This window comes from Bacteroidota bacterium (assembly GCA_008933805.1).
Lineage (GTDB): Bacteria > Bacteroidota > Bacteroidia > UBA8524 > UBA8524 > SB11.
Genome location: WBUH01000020.1, coordinates 1 through 17,796 on the forward strand (window position 1 = coordinate 1; position 17,796 = coordinate 17,796).

Here is a 17,796-nt window from a genome sequence, read left to right on the forward strand (position 1 = left end):
AAAACGGGTTGTATTCTATCAAAGCAAAATTGTTTCCGTGGGGTTGGGTGCGCAGGTGTATGTAGTAGCCGCTAATGTTTGGGTCAGTTTGTTGCAGGCGTTTCATTAGGGTTTCAAGGGCTGTCCACGCATCGTAATGCTGCAAAGCGGTGATACCGTTGTATATCTCGGTAAGGCGCAGTATCAGTAGGTTTTGCTTATCTATGTACGCCCCGTTGGGTTGCGGTCGTTTGGCGTATAGCTGCAACTCGGCAGCAAGTTGGTCAATCACCCTGCTAAAATCATCAAGGGCAGACTGCGGGCTAGTGTAGTGGTTCATGCAATTGATTTTTTATAAGGGTAATTTGATAGTTGGCAGTTTGTGCGTGTTGCGTAGCAGTAAAAACTGCGGTATGCCGCTGCTAAATGCTTACGGCTAATAGCTAAATGATGGAGGATAAATGCGAAATGCTATATCTTTGCAATATGCCGTTTTATTATAAAATGGGGGCTATACCCCAAAAGCGCCACACTGTGTACCGCAAGCCTGATGGCAATTTGTATGCAGAAGAACTTGTATCAACCGAAGGTTTCTCAAACATATATTCATTGGTATATCATTGCCATCCGCCCACGCTGGTAAAGGATATCGGCACACCTTACAGTGTTGAGCCAAAAGTAGCCGTTGCTAAAAATATGCAGCACCGCAGCTTTTTAACCTATAATGTACCTGCTGTAGATGATTACCTTGAAAGTCGTGTGCCTTTATTGGTAAACAACGATTTGCACATCAGCAGTGCTGCTCCTAAAAAATCAACCACTGATTACTTTTTTAAAAATACCGATGCGGATGAGGTGATTTTTATACACGAGGGTACCGGCAAGCTAAAAACCTTGTACGGCGAAATTCCTTTTGAATACGGCGATTATTTGGTGATACCCCGCGGTACTATTTACCAGCTTGAGTTTGACGGTGAAAATAACCGTTTGTTTATTACCGAATCGTTTAGTCCCATAGTTCCGCCAAAACGCTACCGCAACAATTTCGGGCAATTGCTTGAGCACAGCCCGTATTGCGAGCGCGATATTAAACTGCCCGAAAACCTTACAACCTACGATGAAAAGGGGGATTATAAGGTGATGATTAAAAAGCAGGGCATGATGTGGCCGTACACCTACGCCACTCATCCGTTTGATGCTATTGGCTGGGATGGTTACGTATATCCCTACGGGTTTTCAATCCATAATTTTGAGCCTATTACTGGCCGTGTGCACCAACCGCCTCCGGTGCATCAAACTTTTGAAGGGCACAACTTTGTTATCTGCTCGTTTTGCCCCCGTTTGTTTGATTACCACCCCGAAGCTGTACCCGCACCCTACAACCACAGCAACGTGGATAGCGACGAGATTTTGTACTATGTTGACGGTGATTTTATGAGCCGTAAACACGTAGAGCGCGGTATGATTACCCTTCACCCCAAAGGCATACCTCACGGACCACACCCCGGCACGGTTGAAAAATCGATAGGAGCGAAGGAAACCAAAGAATTAGCGGTGATGATAGACCCCTTTTACCCGCTGCAAATTACAGAACAGGCGCTTGCCCTTGAAGACCCAAGTTACTGGAAAAGTTGGGTAGAATAGTTAATCGCCATTAGTATGTCTTTTGATAAAATATTTGAAAACAACAAGAAATGGGTAGCCGAGAAACTATCGGTTGACCCTGACTATTTCAATCAGCTTTCTAAAGGCCAACACCCTGAGTTTTTATACATAGGCTGTTCTGATAGCCGTGTAACTGCCGAAGACCTTATGGGGTTGAAACCGGGCGAGGTGTTTATACACCGCAACGTGGGCAATTTGGTGGTAAGCACTGATACCAACGTGAATGCCGTGGTGCAATATGCTGTTGAGTTTTTAAAGGTGAAACACATTATTGTGTGCGGCCATTACGAGTGCGGAGGTATAAAAGCAGCCCTTAACCCAAGCGATATGGGGCAACTGAACAGTTGGCTGCAAACCTTGCGCGATGTGTACCGCTTGCACAGGGAAGAACTGGACGCTATTATAGAGGAGCAACGCCGCTTTGACCGTTTGGTGGAGCTGAATGTGCTTGAGCAATGCCTTAACATTATTAAGATTGACCACGTGCAGCGTATGTGGTACAAAACAGGTTTTCCTACGGTGCACGGTTGGGTGTTTGATGTGCGCACCGGTAATCTAAAAGACCTTAACCTTAATATGGAAGCGCGTTTTGAAGAAATACGCTCTATATATGATTTGAAGCTGGCTTAGTACGGTTTTTTCTTCCCACTTTATAGGTGTTTTTAACGGCAGGCAGCAGGCTAAGTATAGTAATAGCCAGCCCGGCCACTGCATATATAGCTTGCAGCACATCACCGTAGCCAATAACCGCTACTTGTACATCAATCCATATTATCAGCATCAGCCCCACGTACAGGGCAAAAGTCCATGCCCAAAATTGGTCGGGGTAGGCACTCAGTTTTTGAGGCCATTTCCATGTTGGGCGGGTAATCATCCCATAGGCAGCTATGCCCGGTACTATTCCCAGCAAAACAAACAGCGCAAAGCCGGGTATCAAAAAGTTTGGAAAAGGGCTGTTTTTTAGTGCCGTAAGCGGCATATTAAACAAGCTACCGTCAGGGGCGGCAATTAAAACCGCTCCGCCCCACAAGCCCGTTATCGATTGTATTATCAATAATGCAATCAAACAAACTGTTAAAAAGCTTTTCATCCCATCCATTTTTTTATGCGAGTTACAGCTATTAATCAAGGTTTACTATGATAGAAATCATTTACCCTAAATAATCGTACAGGATTGCTTAAAAAGCAGTAAATAAATAGGTTGAGAAATACCGACTAAGTGTAGTAGGGGTGTTGTGACCGAGTGGTTATTCGAAGCGTAACGCCTCAATAGGGTCAAGCTTGGCAGCCTTTTGGGCAGGGTAGTAGCCCGCGGCCAGTCCTACCAGTGTACACAGTATAAGGGCAATAATAATAGGCACCCACGGCATGATAAAGCCAACGCCCAATGCACCCGAGATAATATTACCAATGATAATACCCAGTACAATACCGCCCGCACCGCCCAGCTGGCAGATGGTTACGGCCTCATACAAAAACTGCTTGCGGATAATGGCAGGAGTAGCCCCTAATGATTTACGGATACCGATTTCGCGGGTACGCTCAGTAACCGTTACCAGCATAATATTCATTAGCCCGATGGCTGCCCCAAAAATGGTAATAGCCCCTATAATGGTAGCCGCAAAGGTTAGCATACCAAGGTTTTGAATAAACTCTTGCGCCAAACCGTCGCTTTTAGTCATCTGGAAATTATTATCGTCAAAAGCATTCACCTTGCGCACCTTGCGAAAAATCCCTTCGGCTTCAGACATCGCAGGGTCAATCATTTCAGGGTCATTCACCATTACTGAAAGTGCGTAGGAAGGAGGCGAGTTTATCAGCCTGAATTTGGCAAACGTAAGGGGCACATAAATAAGCTTATCGCCGCCGCCAAACCCTACCGAGTTTCCTTTGGATTCAAGCACGCCAATCACCCTCATTTTCACCCCGCCTACTGATATTTCTTTATCGATAGGATTTTCTTTATTCGGAAATAATTTACCTGCAATGTCAGTACCTATAATAGCCACGGGGGTCATGGCCTCCATATCGCCCGTACTTATATTACGTCCCTTAGAGATTTTATAGCCCGATACCAGCAGGTAGTTTTCATCTATCCCTAATACTAGGGTGTTGGGATTGGTTTTGCGTGATTGGTACTTGGCCGTGCTGGCAAACGATACGTTTACCGATGCCGAAACGGTGGCCGATGGAAAGTTGTACGCCATCCTGAAATCAACGGCCTCTTCGTACGATATTTTGCGGTAATTGATGCGCTTGCCGGGGCCACCCATCCTAAAGTTACCGCCTCGGTTTTTGATGCTGAACGTGTTTGCCCCCATTTCTGAGAAGCTTTTGGTAAGATACACCTTCATTGCATCTATCGAAGACAAAATGCCCACCAAGGCCATAATACCGATAGCCATAATCAGCGCGGTAATTACGGTGCGCAGCTTGTTTATCTTTATCGAGTCAAGCGAGAGATTTAAAGTGTCTTTAAAGTTCAAGGGGTGGCTAATTACACTTTCAAAAGTGGAAAATTAACCCCAAGGGGCAAAAAAATTATCTGTATAGAGCCCCAAACCTTCGATAAAAGATTATTTATGGAAAGATGAAGCCACAAAACGACCGCTGTTTATTAGTTGCCAAACCTCGGTAGTAGTATCGCAAGTGCGGTTAATAATCCACTGGCGGCTAAGTGTACCCGAACAATAGCGGTTAGCTGCACCGTCCCACACGGCAAATTCAAACATATCAACCGGTTTACTTGCCTTATCGTAACTGCGCAACTGGAAGGTGTAGCATTCTTTACCGTTTTTGTTTTGGCTAAGCAGTAACGCTCTTACCAAAAAACCATCCATTGTCCCCAAATCTTTATACAAACTATACGTTTTGGTGAGGCGGTTTTGCAACGCATCGGCAGTTTCGGTGGGGCTTAGGTACTTGGCCAGTTGCGCACTATCGGTAAGCGGCGTATATGTTCCCGTTTGTATAAGGTTGTGGATAGCGTAGCCATCGGTAACCTTTGCCGTAGCGGTAATTTGCAACAAAGGGGTTTTATCGGTACAGCCGAAAAACGTGGTAACAACAAGTATAAGGGCAAGCAGGACTCTCAACGTAGTAAGGTTTTTTGCTAAGTTATCGGTTTTTTGCCATACCCGCCACCGTATTTTATACCAAGCATAGTAGTTGTTAGTGATTGGTGGTTGGGGTGTTCCTTCTTTTTTAGAATTTAGTATTTGGCTATTGCCACCGCCCTCGTCTATCGTGTGTAAAATTAGAGGTTAATTACAAATTGCTTATCTTTGCGACCTTTAAAAAAATGCAGAAATCGGTAGCCTTTTATACATTGGGTTGTAAGCTAAACTTTAGCGAAAGCAGTGCCATTGCCCGCCAAATGGAGGGGGAAGGCTTTGCCCGTAAAGAGTTTACCCAAGGTGCTGATTTGTATGTAATAAATACCTGCTCTGTAACGGATAATGCGGATAAAAAATGCCGCAAAGTGGTTAAAGAAGCGTTAAAGTATAATCCTGCTGCCAATGTGGTGATTATTGGGTGCTACGCACAGTTGAAACCGCAGGAAATTGCCGAAATACCCGGCGTGGATATGGTGTTGGGTGCTGCAGAGAAGTTTAATCTGGCCCACCACTTAAAAGAATTAGGCAATGCTGAAAAAGCCATTGTGCACAACAGCCCGATTAAAGAGACGAATGTATTTGTGCCCGGCTTTTCGTTTGGCGACCGTACCCGTACTTTTCTTAAAGTGCAAGACGGCTGTAATTACTTCTGCTCGTTTTGTACAATACCTTTGGCACGTGGTTTTAGCCGCAGCGATACCATTGAAAAAACAGTGGCGCAAGCCCGCAATGTAGCTCAAACAGGGGTGAAGGAAGTGGTGCTTACGGGAGTAAACATTGGTGATTTTGGCCGACAAAACGGGGAAACCTTTTTTGATTTGGTGCAACAGTTGGATAATGTGGAAGGGATTGACCGTTTCCGTATCTCGTCGATCGAGCCTAATTTATTAAATGAGGACATTATTGATTTTGTGGCGAAGTCGCAAAAGTTTGTGCCTCATTTCCATATTCCTCTGCAAAGCGGCAGCAATAAGATTTTGAAGTTGATGCGTCGTCGTTATGTACGCGAGTTATATGCCGACCGTGTAGCACGCATTAAGGCTGCAATGCCCAATTGCTGCATTGGTGTGGATGTGATTGTTGGGTTTCCGGGTGAGACTGAAGAAGACTTTTTAGATACCTATCGTTTTATTAACGAGTTGGATATATCGTATTTGCACGTGTTTCCTTACAGCGAGCGTGAGAATACCACCGCTGTGCGTATGGAAGGGGTAGTACCCCAAAAAGAACGTGCCCGCAGGGCAGAGATGCTTCGCATTTTATCTGAGAAAAAACGCCGCAGCTTTTACGAGCAGCACATTGGCGGTACGTTTACAGTATTGTTTGAGGCCGAAGAAAACGGCGGTATGATGAACGGTTTTACCGAAAACTACATCAAGGTAAAAACGCCTTACGATCCGTTGCTGGTAAATGAACTGGTGGAGGTGAGACTAACGGGCATTGATGCTGACGGTGAAGTAACAGTGGAAGAAACGGCCATCCCTGTAGCCCATTAATTCAAGCTATTTACAAGTGATTTTAAAACAGTGGGTTGCCTACCTGCTGATGACCATTTTTGATACGGTAGTGTTTCCGTTAACGGTAATGGCAATTGTATAAATCCCGTTGGGTAATTCGCTAATGTTTATAGGGTTTAGCGGTTGCTTCTCTGTATAGCAAGGCTGCCCTAATAGGTTGTAAATGGTTAACTCGTCCACAATACCTTCCATATAAACAGTTTCATTGGCAGGATTGGGATAAACGGTTACTCCTGTTTGTGCGTTATCAATCCCTAACGATGAAGGAGGTTTAGGGTTGGTTGTCAATCGTTTCCAATCAAAATAAGCATATACGGGGTAGTGGTCAGAAGTATTGTTGCTAAAATTGGTAATGTAACTACCTGCATTGTCAAACACCTTTGATGATGCAGGAATGTACAAACTGTCCATGCTTTTTGCCATCATAATGTGGTCAATCATTTTATTGCCAAACGCCCACGAGTTTTTGCCGGCATCGGTAAGTTGTTTGGTGGCAAAAAGGTAACCAGCGTCCAAAAAATTACCGTAAGGGGTAGGCATATTGTTGTAAAGCGAGGTATTCAAATCATCGTTCCAATCGCCTAGTATTATGTATTTCTTTCCAGCAAGGTATTGCTCAACATAGGTTTTTAAATGCCCCGCAGCTTCTTTGCGACGATTGTACGAGTCCTGTTTTTCTGTTGTAGAACCCGTGTGTGCCTTCATGTGCACCACTATACAATATAAAGTGTCTACTCGGTCGTTTTGTTTAGTCCTAAGAGCCACTTGCAATGGTGGTCGCGTAGCAAAAGCACTGTTAGCATACTGGTTCAATATGTTTTTGCTTAAATCGGGTATTAACTCAAACATACTTTTCTTATACAATAAGCACATTTTTTGTGTTGCCTGAAAGGTAGAGTTAATGCTGCCGTAGGTGCTAAACAAAGCATCGCTAAGGTTGAAAAAGGTATTGGTATTGGCCATTTCCTGCAAAGCAATAATATCAAACCCTGTTTGATTGATAACGGTTTTAACATTGTTAAACTGTAGGTTCTCGTCGGTAGGACCATAGCCGCTTTCACCCAGCCATTCCACGTTCCAAGTGGCAATATCCAGCAAAGTATCATTGCCCAATTTGGGTATTTGGGCCACTGCCGAATCTGAAACTGCTGTAACTACCAACGCCAAACAAAACCGTTTAATCATACGGCAAAGGTACGGGTTTGGGATAGCATAGGGAATAAATCCCTATGTTATTGATAATGATTGATGGTGCAATACTCTTAATAGCGTCGGGTTTTATACCCGATGTCTTAGGTCATCATAGGGAATAGCTCCCTATGTTATTGATAATGATTGATGGTGCAATACTCTCAATAGCGTCGGGTTTTATACCCGATGTCTTGGGTTATCATAGGGAATAAATCCCTATGTTATTGATAATGATTAAGGGCTCAATTTTATCAATAGAATCGGGTTTTATACCCGACGTACAATGCATAAACAAAAAAAGGCCGCCTTTTGGGCAGCCTTCATTATAGGGTTTAAAGATATTACTTCTTCACACGTTCCATGTACTCGCTGGTGCGGGTATCAATACGGATGATTTCACCGGTATCAACAAACAAAGGAACGTTAACAATTGCTCCTGTTTCAAGGGTAGCAGGTTTCAATGTGTTGGTAGCAGTATCGCCCCTCACACCGGGTTCGGTGTAGGTAATTTCAAGCTCAACAAACGTTGGGGCTTCAGCAGCAATAGGAGCATCTTCTTCAAAAGAAATCTTCACAGTCATGCCCTCTTTCATAAATTTAGCACCATCGCCAAACATAATCTCGTCCACATATATCTGCTCAAAAGTATCATTGTCCATACAAACAATACTATTGCCGTCTTTGTACAAGTATTGCAGTTCGCGTACTTCCACACGTACAATTTCAACCTCTTCGCCGCTACGATAGCGGTATTCAACTAATTTCCCTGTTTTTACATTGCGCATTTTTGCTTGATAGAAAGCACGCAAGTTGCCGGGTGTGCGGTGCATGTATTCTATAAGTTGCACCAACTCGCCGTTGTGGCGCAAAAACATTCCTACTGAAACATCTGATGTATTTGCCATTGTGTAAATTTTGGAGGCAAAAATAAGTTTTACCATCTAATTGGCAAAACCCTGCCCGTTATAAACCGTTTCTATTTTAAAATTGAAGCTAAATCAGCGGGACTATAGTTAATAGACTTCATGGTTTTGTCGTCGCTGGTGCGGTACACAAGGTATAAGCCTTCTACCTCTTTATAATAGCAATCTTCGCCTTTTTTCTCTTTAAAATGCACAACAGTTGCTTGCGCTTCTTCTTCAGTTTGACAGGCTTTACTCATATTACTGCGTTGCACTTCGTCAAATAAAGCTTTAAACTTATGTCCGAGGCCAAACTCAAGTATTGCACCGCTCAGCACATACTGTATGTCGCACAAAGCATCGGCAATCTCTACTATATTATTATCTGCAATGGCCTGGCGCAGTTCTTCTAACTCTTCGGCTATCAGGCTCACGCGCAGTTCGCTGCGGGCGGCGCTGGGTATGGCAGGTTGTTCAATAATGGGATGGCGGAAAGTGCGGTGAAATTCTGCTACTTGTTTAAGGCTTTGTGGTTGTTCCATGCCTCAAAAATAGTAAGCAACACAGCGTGTGTTTTTTACATTTTATTAACAAAAACAGATTGAGAAGAGGAGCAGAGGGGCGGGTAAGATTAATCCAGCACCCTGCGGATGCCCATAAAACGCTTTTTGTAATACGGGGTTTGGTTGGTAGAATATGAGATACCCAAATTTACCGAGGCATGGATAAAATAAATTGTGCCGTCTTTTATTTCGGTAATGATACCAACGTGGCCGGGACGCTTTGAACGTGAGTTGCGACCTGTGAAGTAAATAATATCACCGGGGCGGGCATCTTCTTTATCTACTTCTTTACCTATGGTTCGAACTGCAGATGATGAGGGCGAAGTTTTATACCCGAATTTTCCGAATACATAATATACAAAGCCTGAGCAATCAAAACCTTTTGGGGTTTTGCCACCACTGCGGTAACGGGTACCTAAATAATTATCTGCGTAATCTAAAAGAGAATCAGTAAGTGAACATGGTATATATACGAGACTATCCGCTGCCTCAGAACTGTCGGCAGGAGTGTTGCCTGTGCGCCCGAATGCCGAAACCGACATTAATAAGGCCACAAGCATAGCTAGTGCGGATATGTATAACTTACTGTACAAGAACTTAAACCGTTTTTAAGTCGGTTGTAATAAAACGTTTGCAAATATAGGGCCAAAAAGGGAAAAGGGGAAACCCGAGAGGGTGAAAAACCCCTTGCAGTTATTCATATTTTTTCCACAAGCGTTTTAAACAGAGTGGTTTCAGTAGTTTTTAATTTTTTTGTTTGAGAAGAAACAATGCAGCAATGGTATGGGTTGTAAAACGGTATCATAGTCTCAAAAAGATAACAGATAATCCAATGTTGAGAGATTAAAACCACGATAGTTCAACTATTTTTCACTTTGTTAATGCAAAACCTTATTTTTGCCGTCCTGTAAAAAATCGTATTTATAGACTATATGGAAAACCTTATCTACCTAATACCCGCACTTGGCGTGGTTGGATTGCTGGTGATGGCCATCAAATCAGCATGGGTGAGCAAGCAAGACGCGGGCGACGAAAACATGAAAGAATTGGCTGGTTACATTGCCAAAGGTGCAATGGCCTTTTTGAAAGCCGAATGGAAAGTACTATCGTATTTTGCTGTTATTGCGGCAGTATTGCTGGCATGGAGCGGAACTATTCCTTCTGCTAATTCAAGCCCAATTATCGCAGTGGCATTTTTAATTGGGGCAGTTTTCTCGGCAGTAGCCGGTTACATAGGTATGAATATAGCTACCAAAGCTAACGTGCGTACAACACAAGCGGCACGTACCAGCCTTGCACAAGCACTTAAAGTATCATTTACCGGTGGATCGGTAATGGGCTTGGGTGTTGCAGGTTTGGCAGTTTTGGGTCTTGGCTCATTGTTTATCTTATTTTATACAATGTTTGTTGGCGAAAACGGAAACGTTAACGGTCCTGATATGGCAAAAGCCCTTGAAGTACTTGCAGGTTTCTCGTTGGGTGCTGAAAGTATAGCCTTGTTTGCACGTGTGGGCGGTGGTATCTATACCAAAGCTGCCGACGTAGGTGCTGACCTTGTGGGTAAAGTTGAAGCAGGTATTCCTGAGGACGATGTTCGTAACCCTGCTACTATTGCCGATAACGTAGGTGATAACGTAGGTGACGTTGCCGGTATGGGTGCTGACCTTTTCGGTTCTTATGTTGCTACCATTCTTGCTACCATGGTATTAGGCCGCGAAATTGTTTCGGCTGATAACTTTGGCGGTATGGCTCCTGTATTGCTGCCAATGTTAATGGCAGGTTTGGGTATCATATTCTCTATTATAGGTATGTGGTTCGTGAAAGTGAAAGATGATAAAGGTGATGTACAAAAAGCCCTTAACATGGGTAACTGGTCATCAATTATCATTACCGGTATAGTATCTTATTTCCTTGTAATGTGGATGCTGCCTGAAAACCTTTCTATCCGTGGATATGAATTCACCAACATGAATGTATTCTGGGCCATCTTATTAGGTCTAGTAGTAGGTACTTTAATGAGTATCATTACTGAATACTATACTGCAATGGGCAAACGTCCGGTGCTTTCAATCGTTAAACAATCAGGTACAGGTCACGCTACTAACATTATCGGTGGTCTTTCAGTAGGTATGGAAAGTACCGTGTTGCCTATATTAGTATTGGCAGGTGGTATTTACGGCTCATACGCTTTGGCCGGTTTGTACGGTGTGGCTATTGCAGCTGCCGGTATGATGGCTACTACTGCTATGCAGTTGGCAATTGATGCTTTTGGTCCAATTGCTGATAACGCAGGTGGTATTGCTGAAATGAGCCAATTGCCCGAAGAAGTTCGTGGACGTACTGATAACTTAGATGCTGTAGGTAATACTACTGCTGCAACCGGTAAAGGTTTTGCCATTGCTTCAGCAGCACTTACCTCATTAGCACTGTTTGCGGCATTTGTGGGTGTTGCAGGCATTGATGCTATCGATATTTACAAAGCAAATGTATTGGCCGGTCTGTTTGTAGGCGGTATGATACCATTTATATTCTCTTCATTAGCAATTGCTGCGGTAGGTCGCGCTGCTATGGATATGGTGAACGAAGTTCGTCGCCAGTTCCGCGAAATACCCGGTATTATGGAATACAAAGCCAAGCCTGAGTATGAAAAATGCGTTGAGATTTCAACTAAAGCTTCTATCCGTGAAATGATACTACCCGGTGCTATTGCACTTATAGTACCTGTAATTGTAGGCTTTATCTTCGGCCCTGAAGTATTGGGCGGTTTGTTGGCCGGTGTTACCGTTAGCGGTGTGTTGATGGGTATGTTCCAAAGCAATGCAGGTGGTGCATGGGATAACGCAAAAAAATCGTTTGAAAAGGGCGTTGTGATAAACGGCGAAACTTTCTACAAAAAATCAGAACCTCACAAAGCATCGGTAACCGGTGATACAGTGGGAGATCCTTTTAAAGATACATCAGGTCCTTCAATGAACATTTTGATTAAATTGATGTCAATCGTTTCATTGATTATTGCTCCACACATTGCTGTAAACGGCGGTCATGGTGCGAGTGCTGCTGATTGCTGCACAGACGGTAGTAAAGCTAAAACTGAGGCTTGCTGCTCAATGGACGGACACCATGCAAGTGCAAACGCTAAATGCGATATGGACAAGTGTATGGAAATGACCCCCGAAGAGTGTGCTGCTTATTGCGATAGCGTAGGTTGTAGCCCTGAGCAAAAAGCTGAGTGCGTGAAACACGCTAAAGGCAAAAAAGACGGTGCCGCCGAGCCTCATCATCACGATGGAGATCATGGTGACCACAAACACTAAGATTAACTTTTATTAAATCTATACAAACCCCGCCCAACAGCGGGGTTTTTTGTTATTTTGGCTCAATGAAATATTTATCGCTGTTAGTAGTGTTCTTTAGTACGATGATTTTTTCAAAGGCTCAATCATATGTTGGCACTTCAGATAGTGCTATTGCAGCCCATGCGAAACAGATTTTAGAGGGTGTTGTAACTCCGACAGATGATAAATTAACTGGTTGTTGTCTGGATAGTCTGTTTTCAGCCAACCTTACAACAAGAGAATATTATAGTAAAGTTTTTGGTGTGATAGTTAGTAAATCTGACGGGGCACTGTCAGAGTTAGTAGGAATTTACTGCAAAAACTATCTAGATAGCTTGCCTAAAGAATACATAAAGCACTATAAAAGTCAATCCCCAAGTAATAAAAAGTTGCATGATATGTTCATTGCATCTGAATTTTATATTGAAGGAGCAGATATTAAGGAAGCATATATTTCTTTAAGTAAATTTTTCTTTGATGTAAAACAACGAGACGGTATTTACACTAAAGAGTATAAGGAACTTGAAGAAATTCAATTAGCCGTTGTTGAAAGCCTTAAATCGATGTATAACTGATCCGCGTATATATCGATATTCTCTTAACCATACCCCGCTAACGTTCACCTTTAAGGCAAACTCGTTACAACTCTGTAACAAGTTGTGTAAGACGCTTCTTCGTCAGCAGGACAGTGGCAAATGCGGTTGCCCATCCTGAGCCTGCCGAAGGGCGCGGTGGCAGGCAAGCGCGGCGGTTTCCCCCTTAGCAGGGGGAAGGCTTGCGCACTGGCCTTTGTACCCCACCCTGTCTTTCTGAGCGATAGCCAAGAACCTTATAACAACTGTGTTAACAAAACGGGGTAAGATGCTTCCTTCGTCAGCATGACAGTAGTTTCCCCGTCATTGCGAGGTCTCCCGAAGCAATCTCACCCCTAAATCCCCTAAAGGGGACTTTACGAACGACGGACAAGCGCGATTGCCCATCCTGAGCCTGTCGAAGGATAGAGCCTGTCGAAGGGTGAGGGGGAATAAATTACCAATTAAGATTGTGTTTTTTCGATACTAAACGCTTGTATCAATACTGCGAAGGTAAATACAAGTACGCAGCCTATAAGATTGAGCCATAAGAATGAGGTTAAATCGGTAATCCAAGCAGCTACAACAAACACTTCGCCTAACAAGGCTGCATAAAACACAGCAGTGCCTTTTACGTGTTTGGCGAAAAAAGCAGTGATAAAAATACCCAATATCACCCCATAGAATAAGGAACCGAGAATGTTCACAGCTTCTATCAAATTGCCCAATTTGCCTGCATATAGAGCAACCACCATGCAAAACAAGCCCCATACCACCGTTGCCCATCGCGAGGCATTTAAATAGCGTTGGTCGCTGCCGTTTTTGTGTGTAAACCGCTTGTAAAAATCAACAATATAGGTAGATGCCAACGAGTTAAGTCCGCTGGCGGTAGAACCCATGGCTGCCAAGAATATAATGGCTATCAGCAGCCCTACCATACCCGTTGGCAGGTATTGGGTTACAAAGCCTAAAAAAACATAGTTACTATCGTTTTTATCAGCCAGTTTGTTGTGGGCACTAATGATGCGTATGGCTGAATCGCGCACTTCGTTTGCTTTACTATCCGATTGCTGCAAAGCGGTGCGCATTTCATCAATTTTTGATTGATTGTCCGTGTGCAATGCATCAACCAAGCCATCCACGTATTGCCTGCGTTCGGTATAGGTGCTTTGGTATAACTCCTCTTGCTGTTTAAACTGTTGAGCATATTCGCTATTCTCAACAGAGTTCACTTCAACACTGTTAAAAAAAACAGGCGGGGTGTGAAATTGATAAAAAGTAAAAACCAATACGCCAATCAACAGGATAAAGAACTGCATGGGGATTTTCACCAACCCGTTCATTACCAAACCTAAACGACTTTGACTTACGGAACTCCCTGTAAGATAACGACCTACCTGCGACTGATCGGTACCGAAATACGATAACTGCAAAAAGAACCCGCCAATGATGCCCGACCATATATTATAGCGGTTGTTAAGGTCGAAAGTAGTATCGATTGCATTGGTTCTCCCCATTTTTCCGGCAATGTGCAAGGCATCGGTAAAGCCTACGCCTTGGGGTAACATATACACCACCATAAACGCGGCCATAAACAGGCCTGAAAAGATGATAATCATCTGGAACATTTGGGTGTAAGAAACGGCCTTTGTACCGCCATACACCGTATAAAGTATCACGATACCGCCCATAATAAAGGTGGTGTAAATAATACTTATGTTGAGTATGCTTGAGAGGATAATTGCAGGTGCATAAATGGTTATACCCGTTGATAAACCTCGCTGTAACAGGAATAAAAAAGCAGTGAGTGACCGCGTTTTTATGTCAAAACGGTTTTCGAGGTATTCGTAGGCGGTATAAACGTTTAGGTTTTTAAAGATGGGAATGAAAACAATACATATCACAATCATGGCCAGCGGCAACCCGAAATAGAATTGCACAAAGCGCAAACCATCAGCATATCCCAATCCCGGTGCAGAAAGAAAGGTGATAGCACTTGCCTGTGTTGCCATTACCGAAAGTCCTACGTGGTACCAAGGCAGTTTTTTATCGGCCAGCAGGTAGCCTTCAATATTGCGCATTCCCCTGCTTTTCCACATCCCGTAAAGAGCTATGAACAGCAAGGTTCCTACTAATACCACCCAATCAATCCAACTCATTTAAAATACTCGCTAAATAGGTAAAACAATACCATCAGTACGACCAAAGTGCCTGCTACCAATGCATACACATTGGCCCAAGATTTTAAAAACGGTGGTTTTTCTTCGTTTTCCTGCATTATTTGTTTTGAGGTAGGCTAAGTAAATTCACAAACAAACGGTAGGCTCCGGGTACACCGTCGGGTAATTCTCTAAAAAACGAAAGTCCGGTATATACAAAGTTTCCTTTGCCGTAAGGGGCTATAATCAAACTCCCCGTTTGTGCTTCTTCGTTAGGGTCGGCCATCTCCAACACAGGTACAAAGTTTTCGTTCAACTCTGTTGCGAAATAAATACCGCGCTCTTGCACCCAGCCTTCAAAGTCAGTATCACCGATTTTGTTGGGATAAGTGAGTGCCGGATGTTCAGGATTGGGGAATTTTACCGAAGCGGTTTCATCGGTTACCCTGTTGCGTGAAATGGTGAAATCATAAGGACCGATTTTACCTGCAAAAGGACCCACCCTGCTGTTGGTGTTGTATTGTACGATAAAATTACCCCCGTTGTTTATATACTCGTTGATGCGGTTGTTAAGTTGCAACAAACGGGCATTGGTGTTGTAGGCTCGTATTCCGGTTATAATTGCTCCGTATTTGCTCAAATCATCGTTAGCCAGCATATCGTCAGTAAGGTCTACCACTTTGTAGCCTATTAAACGCAGGCAATTAGCCACTTCATCGCCGGCACCGGGTATGTATCCAATGGTAATGTTCGTTTTTTGTAGCGGAATACTAACCAATTTAGCTTCGGCATCGCTCAGGGTAAATTGATACGGTATGTGGTCGTATTGCACCCGTTGTATGGCCTTGTTATAGGTTTTCCCGTCAATTTTTATCGAGGCTATAATACTGCTGCTCACGCTGTTTGGAGTGGCACGTAATACCGCTTCTAACACCTGCTCTTCTCCTTTATTAGCAATAGAAAAAGAGGCATTCTTGAGGGTGATTTGCCAACCGGCGGGTATTTCGGCTTTTAAGGTGCCTTGTACGTTATTTTTATTGGCCTTTACAATAAACTTAACGGTTTGCGGAGTTGTATCTCCAAACACATACGATTGTTCGGCAATATTCACAGTAGCTGGCGGCAATATCTCTAACGGACGATACACTTCGCCTTTAACAGGGTCGGTATATTTATACACCACGGGGCGTTTAACAGCCAATTCCAATCCATCAATACTTACGTAAAACGTTACGGCCACCTGTGGGTCGTTTTCAGGTTTGCCTATCATTAATAAGTCGTTAACAGCATACAACCCCAACGTGTGATTATCACGCAACCAATACGGTGTTGAGTAAAGTGTGTTGGCTGCTAGTTTTTCGGTATGAGTAAAGGAATGTAAAAGAGGTTTAAACACAAAAGGCTTTGGTTTATCGTCTTTCCCTTGGAGTTTACGAGAAGGATACCAACCAATATAACATATTGTGTCTGTCTTACCTAAGTAGTTGATTCTATTTAATTGTGCGTCAAGGCCATTGTTATTTACTATCTGAGCTGTTATTGTAATATCCTCGCCCGGGATTGCTGTATAATCAGCGGCGTATGCTTCCATCCATAATCCTGCACAGGTAAGTATAAGTGTTTCGGTTTCTTTCAGCTTTTGGGCTTTCCAGTACCGCAACGCGGCATCGGTCTCATCCAATTGTTGCAGGGTTTTGTATAATGCCACCAGCCCGCTAACTGAGCGTTCAGGCGATTGCGGTTTAAACTCTTCAATTATTTTATCAATTAGCTTTTGGATTTTTTTAGTTCCTACAAGCCTTTCCCATGTTTGGTTGATGCCTTCGAACAAATCGCGACTTACTGAATCACCTTTTATTTGCTGAAAATACTCTATCACCTCGCCCCTGCCCCTTGCCGAGCCAAAGCCTTGGCTTTTGTGGTTAGAGCGGCTATCGGCGGCAATTTCTCCGTATCCTTTACCCAGTAGCGGGTTAAACAACCCCACATTCAGTTGCATTTGCTCAGGCGTGGTGGTATTGGTTGTTCCAAAATTGTATGAGTTCCAAAACACCCGTTTGGCCTGCCATACTTGTACGTACTGCAATTGCTCGGGAAAACGGTTAGGGTCGGCGGCGGCTTCGTACGCTTCTTCTGCTAATATTGCCGAAGCAGTATGATGCCCGTGCCCGCCCCTGCCATCGGTTGGGAAACGGCATATTATCACATCAGGTCTGAAATTACGAATCACCCATACCACATCGGCCAGTATGCTGTCTTTGTTCCAAAACCCAAATGTCTCTTGCGGGTTTTTACTATACCCAAAATCGTTTGCACGGGTAAAAAACTGTTCAGCACCATCGGTACGGCGTGCTGCCAACAACTCTTGGGTGCGTATCAAGCCCAGTTGTTCTCCCAATTCTTTGCCAATCAGGTTTTGTCCACCGTCACCTCTTGTAAGCGATAAATACCCGGTGCGCAGCTTGCGTTCGTTGGCAAGATAGGCCAGCAATCGGGTATTTTCGTCATCGGGATGGGCGGCTACATACAGCACCGAGCCAACTGTGTTTAGCTTGTATAGCTTTTGTAATATTTCTGCTGAGTTATACTGAGGCGAGTTTTGAGCCTTTACGCTTATACTAATAAGCAGGCAGAGGTATAGGAAAATAGTGCTACGTTTCATTGTTGTAACAGCAAATGTATTGATTTAAGGTTCTGTTGTAAATTATTTCGATACAAACCCAATTACCGCGCACAAATCAGGCCAATATTTGTTAAGACCTGAACAACCTCTTTAATTTTATACACACTTGAAATC

14 protein-coding genes and 1 pseudogene are annotated in these 17,796 nt (G+C 43.6%); 5 read left to right on the plus strand and 10 right to left on the minus strand.

What is annotated here, in order from left to right:
• Positions 1-319 (minus strand): hypothetical protein (locus F9K23_16375; protein ID KAB2913600.1); only part of this gene is annotated, 319 nt, incomplete at its 3' end.
• A 146-nt stretch (positions 320-465) separates the two neighbouring features.
• Between F9K23_16375 and F9K23_16380 the strand changes: the two genes are divergently transcribed.
• Together F9K23_16380 and F9K23_16385 are read left to right on the plus strand one after the other, a co-directional pair.
• On the plus strand, positions 466-1,623 hold the full coding sequence (locus tag F9K23_16380; protein ID KAB2913680.1) for a homogentisate 1,2-dioxygenase: 1,158 nt from the start codon (positions 466-468) through the stop codon (positions 1,621-1,623).
• A gap of 9 nt (positions 1,624-1,632) precedes the next feature.
• Positions 1,633-2,274: a carbonic anhydrase gene (locus F9K23_16385; GenBank protein KAB2913601.1), complete on the plus strand. Its 642-nt coding sequence runs from the start codon at positions 1,633-1,635 to the stop codon at positions 2,272-2,274.
• Here F9K23_16385 and F9K23_16390 read toward each other — a convergent pair.
• From F9K23_16390 to F9K23_16400, 3 genes are all read right to left on the minus strand, one after another.
• The gene (locus F9K23_16390) at positions 2,249-2,734 is read right to left on the minus strand and encodes a hypothetical protein (protein ID KAB2913602.1); all 486 of its coding nucleotides are present in this window, start codon (positions 2,732-2,734) and stop codon (positions 2,249-2,251) included. The two genes, F9K23_16385 and F9K23_16390, sit on opposite strands and share 26 nt — an antisense overlap.
• 157 nt (positions 2,735-2,891) lie before the next feature.
• Positions 2,892-4,142 carry an FtsX-like permease family protein gene (locus tag F9K23_16395; GenBank protein ID KAB2913603.1) on the minus strand — a complete coding sequence of 417 codons (1,251 nt, stop codon included), beginning with the start codon at positions 4,140-4,142 and terminating at the stop codon, positions 2,892-2,894.
• Positions 4,143-4,220: 78 nt separating this feature from the next.
• Positions 4,221-4,739, minus strand: a complete 519-nt coding sequence (locus F9K23_16400; protein KAB2913604.1) for a hypothetical protein — start codon at positions 4,737-4,739, stop codon at positions 4,221-4,223.
• A gap of 206 nt (positions 4,740-4,945) precedes the next feature.
• Here F9K23_16400 and mtaB point away from each other — a divergent pair, with 206 nt between their 5' ends.
• Positions 4,946-6,256 carry a tRNA (N(6)-L-threonylcarbamoyladenosine(37)-C(2))-methylthiotransferase MtaB gene (gene mtaB, locus F9K23_16405; protein ID KAB2913605.1) on the plus strand — a complete coding sequence of 437 codons (1,311 nt, stop codon included), beginning with the start codon at positions 4,946-4,948 and terminating at the stop codon, positions 6,254-6,256.
• 39 nt (positions 6,257-6,295) lie between these two features.
• Here mtaB and F9K23_16410 read toward each other — a convergent pair whose 3' ends face one another.
• The 4 genes from F9K23_16410 to F9K23_16425 all read right to left on the minus strand — a co-directional run bounded on the left by F9K23_16410 (position 6,296) and on the right by F9K23_16425 (position 9,493).
• Entirely contained in the window at positions 6,296-7,462 is a 1,167-nt protein-coding gene (locus F9K23_16410) for a T9SS type A sorting domain-containing protein (protein KAB2913606.1), read from the minus strand.
• A 347-nt stretch (positions 7,463-7,809) separates the two neighbouring features.
• A complete protein-coding gene (gene efp, locus F9K23_16415) occupies positions 7,810-8,373 on the minus strand; it encodes an elongation factor P (protein ID KAB2913607.1) in 564 nt (187 codons plus the stop codon).
• Positions 8,374-8,444: 71 nt separating this feature from the next.
• Positions 8,445-8,912 (minus strand): nucleoside triphosphate pyrophosphohydrolase family protein, encoded by a 468-nt coding sequence (locus F9K23_16420; GenBank protein KAB2913608.1) that lies wholly within the window; start codon positions 8,910-8,912, stop codon positions 8,445-8,447.
• Positions 8,913-9,001: 89 nt separating this feature from the next.
• Positions 9,002-9,493: an NlpC/P60 family protein gene (locus F9K23_16425; protein KAB2913609.1), complete on the minus strand. Its 492-nt coding sequence runs from the start codon at positions 9,491-9,493 to the stop codon at positions 9,002-9,004.
• Between the two features lie 372 nt (positions 9,494-9,865).
• Here F9K23_16425 and F9K23_16430 point away from each other — a divergent pair.
• Both F9K23_16430 and F9K23_16435 read left to right on the plus strand, forming a co-directional pair.
• Positions 9,866-11,962 (plus strand): annotated as a pseudogene (locus tag F9K23_16430) (sodium-translocating pyrophosphatase).
• A 350-nt stretch (positions 11,963-12,312) separates the two neighbouring features.
• A complete protein-coding gene (locus F9K23_16435) occupies positions 12,313-12,843 on the plus strand; it encodes a hypothetical protein (GenBank protein KAB2913610.1) in 531 nt (176 codons plus the stop codon).
• A 461-nt stretch (positions 12,844-13,304) separates the two neighbouring features.
• Here F9K23_16435 and F9K23_16440 read toward each other — a convergent pair whose 3' ends face one another.
• Both F9K23_16440 and F9K23_16445 read right to left on the minus strand, forming a co-directional pair.
• Positions 13,305-14,999 carry a sodium:solute symporter gene (locus tag F9K23_16440; protein KAB2913611.1) on the minus strand — a complete coding sequence of 565 codons (1,695 nt, stop codon included), beginning with the start codon at positions 14,997-14,999 and terminating at the stop codon, positions 13,305-13,307.
• A 118-nt stretch (positions 15,000-15,117) separates the two neighbouring features.
• A complete protein-coding gene (locus F9K23_16445; GenBank protein ID KAB2913612.1) occupies positions 15,118-17,661 on the minus strand; it encodes a PIG-L family deacetylase in 2,544 nt (847 codons plus the stop codon).
• Positions 17,662-17,796: the final 135 nt, after the last annotated feature.

Coding starts and splice junctions, on each gene's coding strand:
- F9K23_16380 (KAB2913680.1), top strand. CDS start 466: ATGCCGTTTTATTATAAAATGGGGGCTATACCCCAAAAGCGCCACACT.
- F9K23_16390 (KAB2913602.1), bottom strand. CDS start 2,734: ATGAAAAGCTTTTTAACAGTTTGTTTGATTGCATTATTGATAATACAA.
- mtaB (KAB2913605.1), top strand. CDS start 4,946: ATGCAGAAATCGGTAGCCTTTTATACATTGGGTTGTAAGCTAAACTTT.
- F9K23_16410 (KAB2913606.1), bottom strand. CDS start 7,462: ATGATTAAACGGTTTTGTTTGGCGTTGGTAGTTACAGCAGTTTCAGAT.
- efp (KAB2913607.1), bottom strand. CDS start 8,373: ATGGCAAATACATCAGATGTTTCAGTAGGAATGTTTTTGCGCCACAAC.
- F9K23_16420 (KAB2913608.1), bottom strand. CDS start 8,912: ATGGAACAACCACAAAGCCTTAAACAAGTAGCAGAATTTCACCGCACT.
- F9K23_16425 (KAB2913609.1), bottom strand. CDS start 9,493: ATGCTTGTGGCCTTATTAATGTCGGTTTCGGCATTCGGGCGCACAGGC.
- F9K23_16435 (KAB2913610.1), top strand. CDS start 12,313: ATGAAATATTTATCGCTGTTAGTAGTGTTCTTTAGTACGATGATTTTT.
- F9K23_16440 (KAB2913611.1), bottom strand. CDS start 14,999: ATGAGTTGGATTGATTGGGTGGTATTAGTAGGAACCTTGCTGTTCATA.
- F9K23_16445 (KAB2913612.1), bottom strand. CDS start 17,661: ATGAAACGTAGCACTATTTTCCTATACCTCTGCCTGCTTATTAGTATA.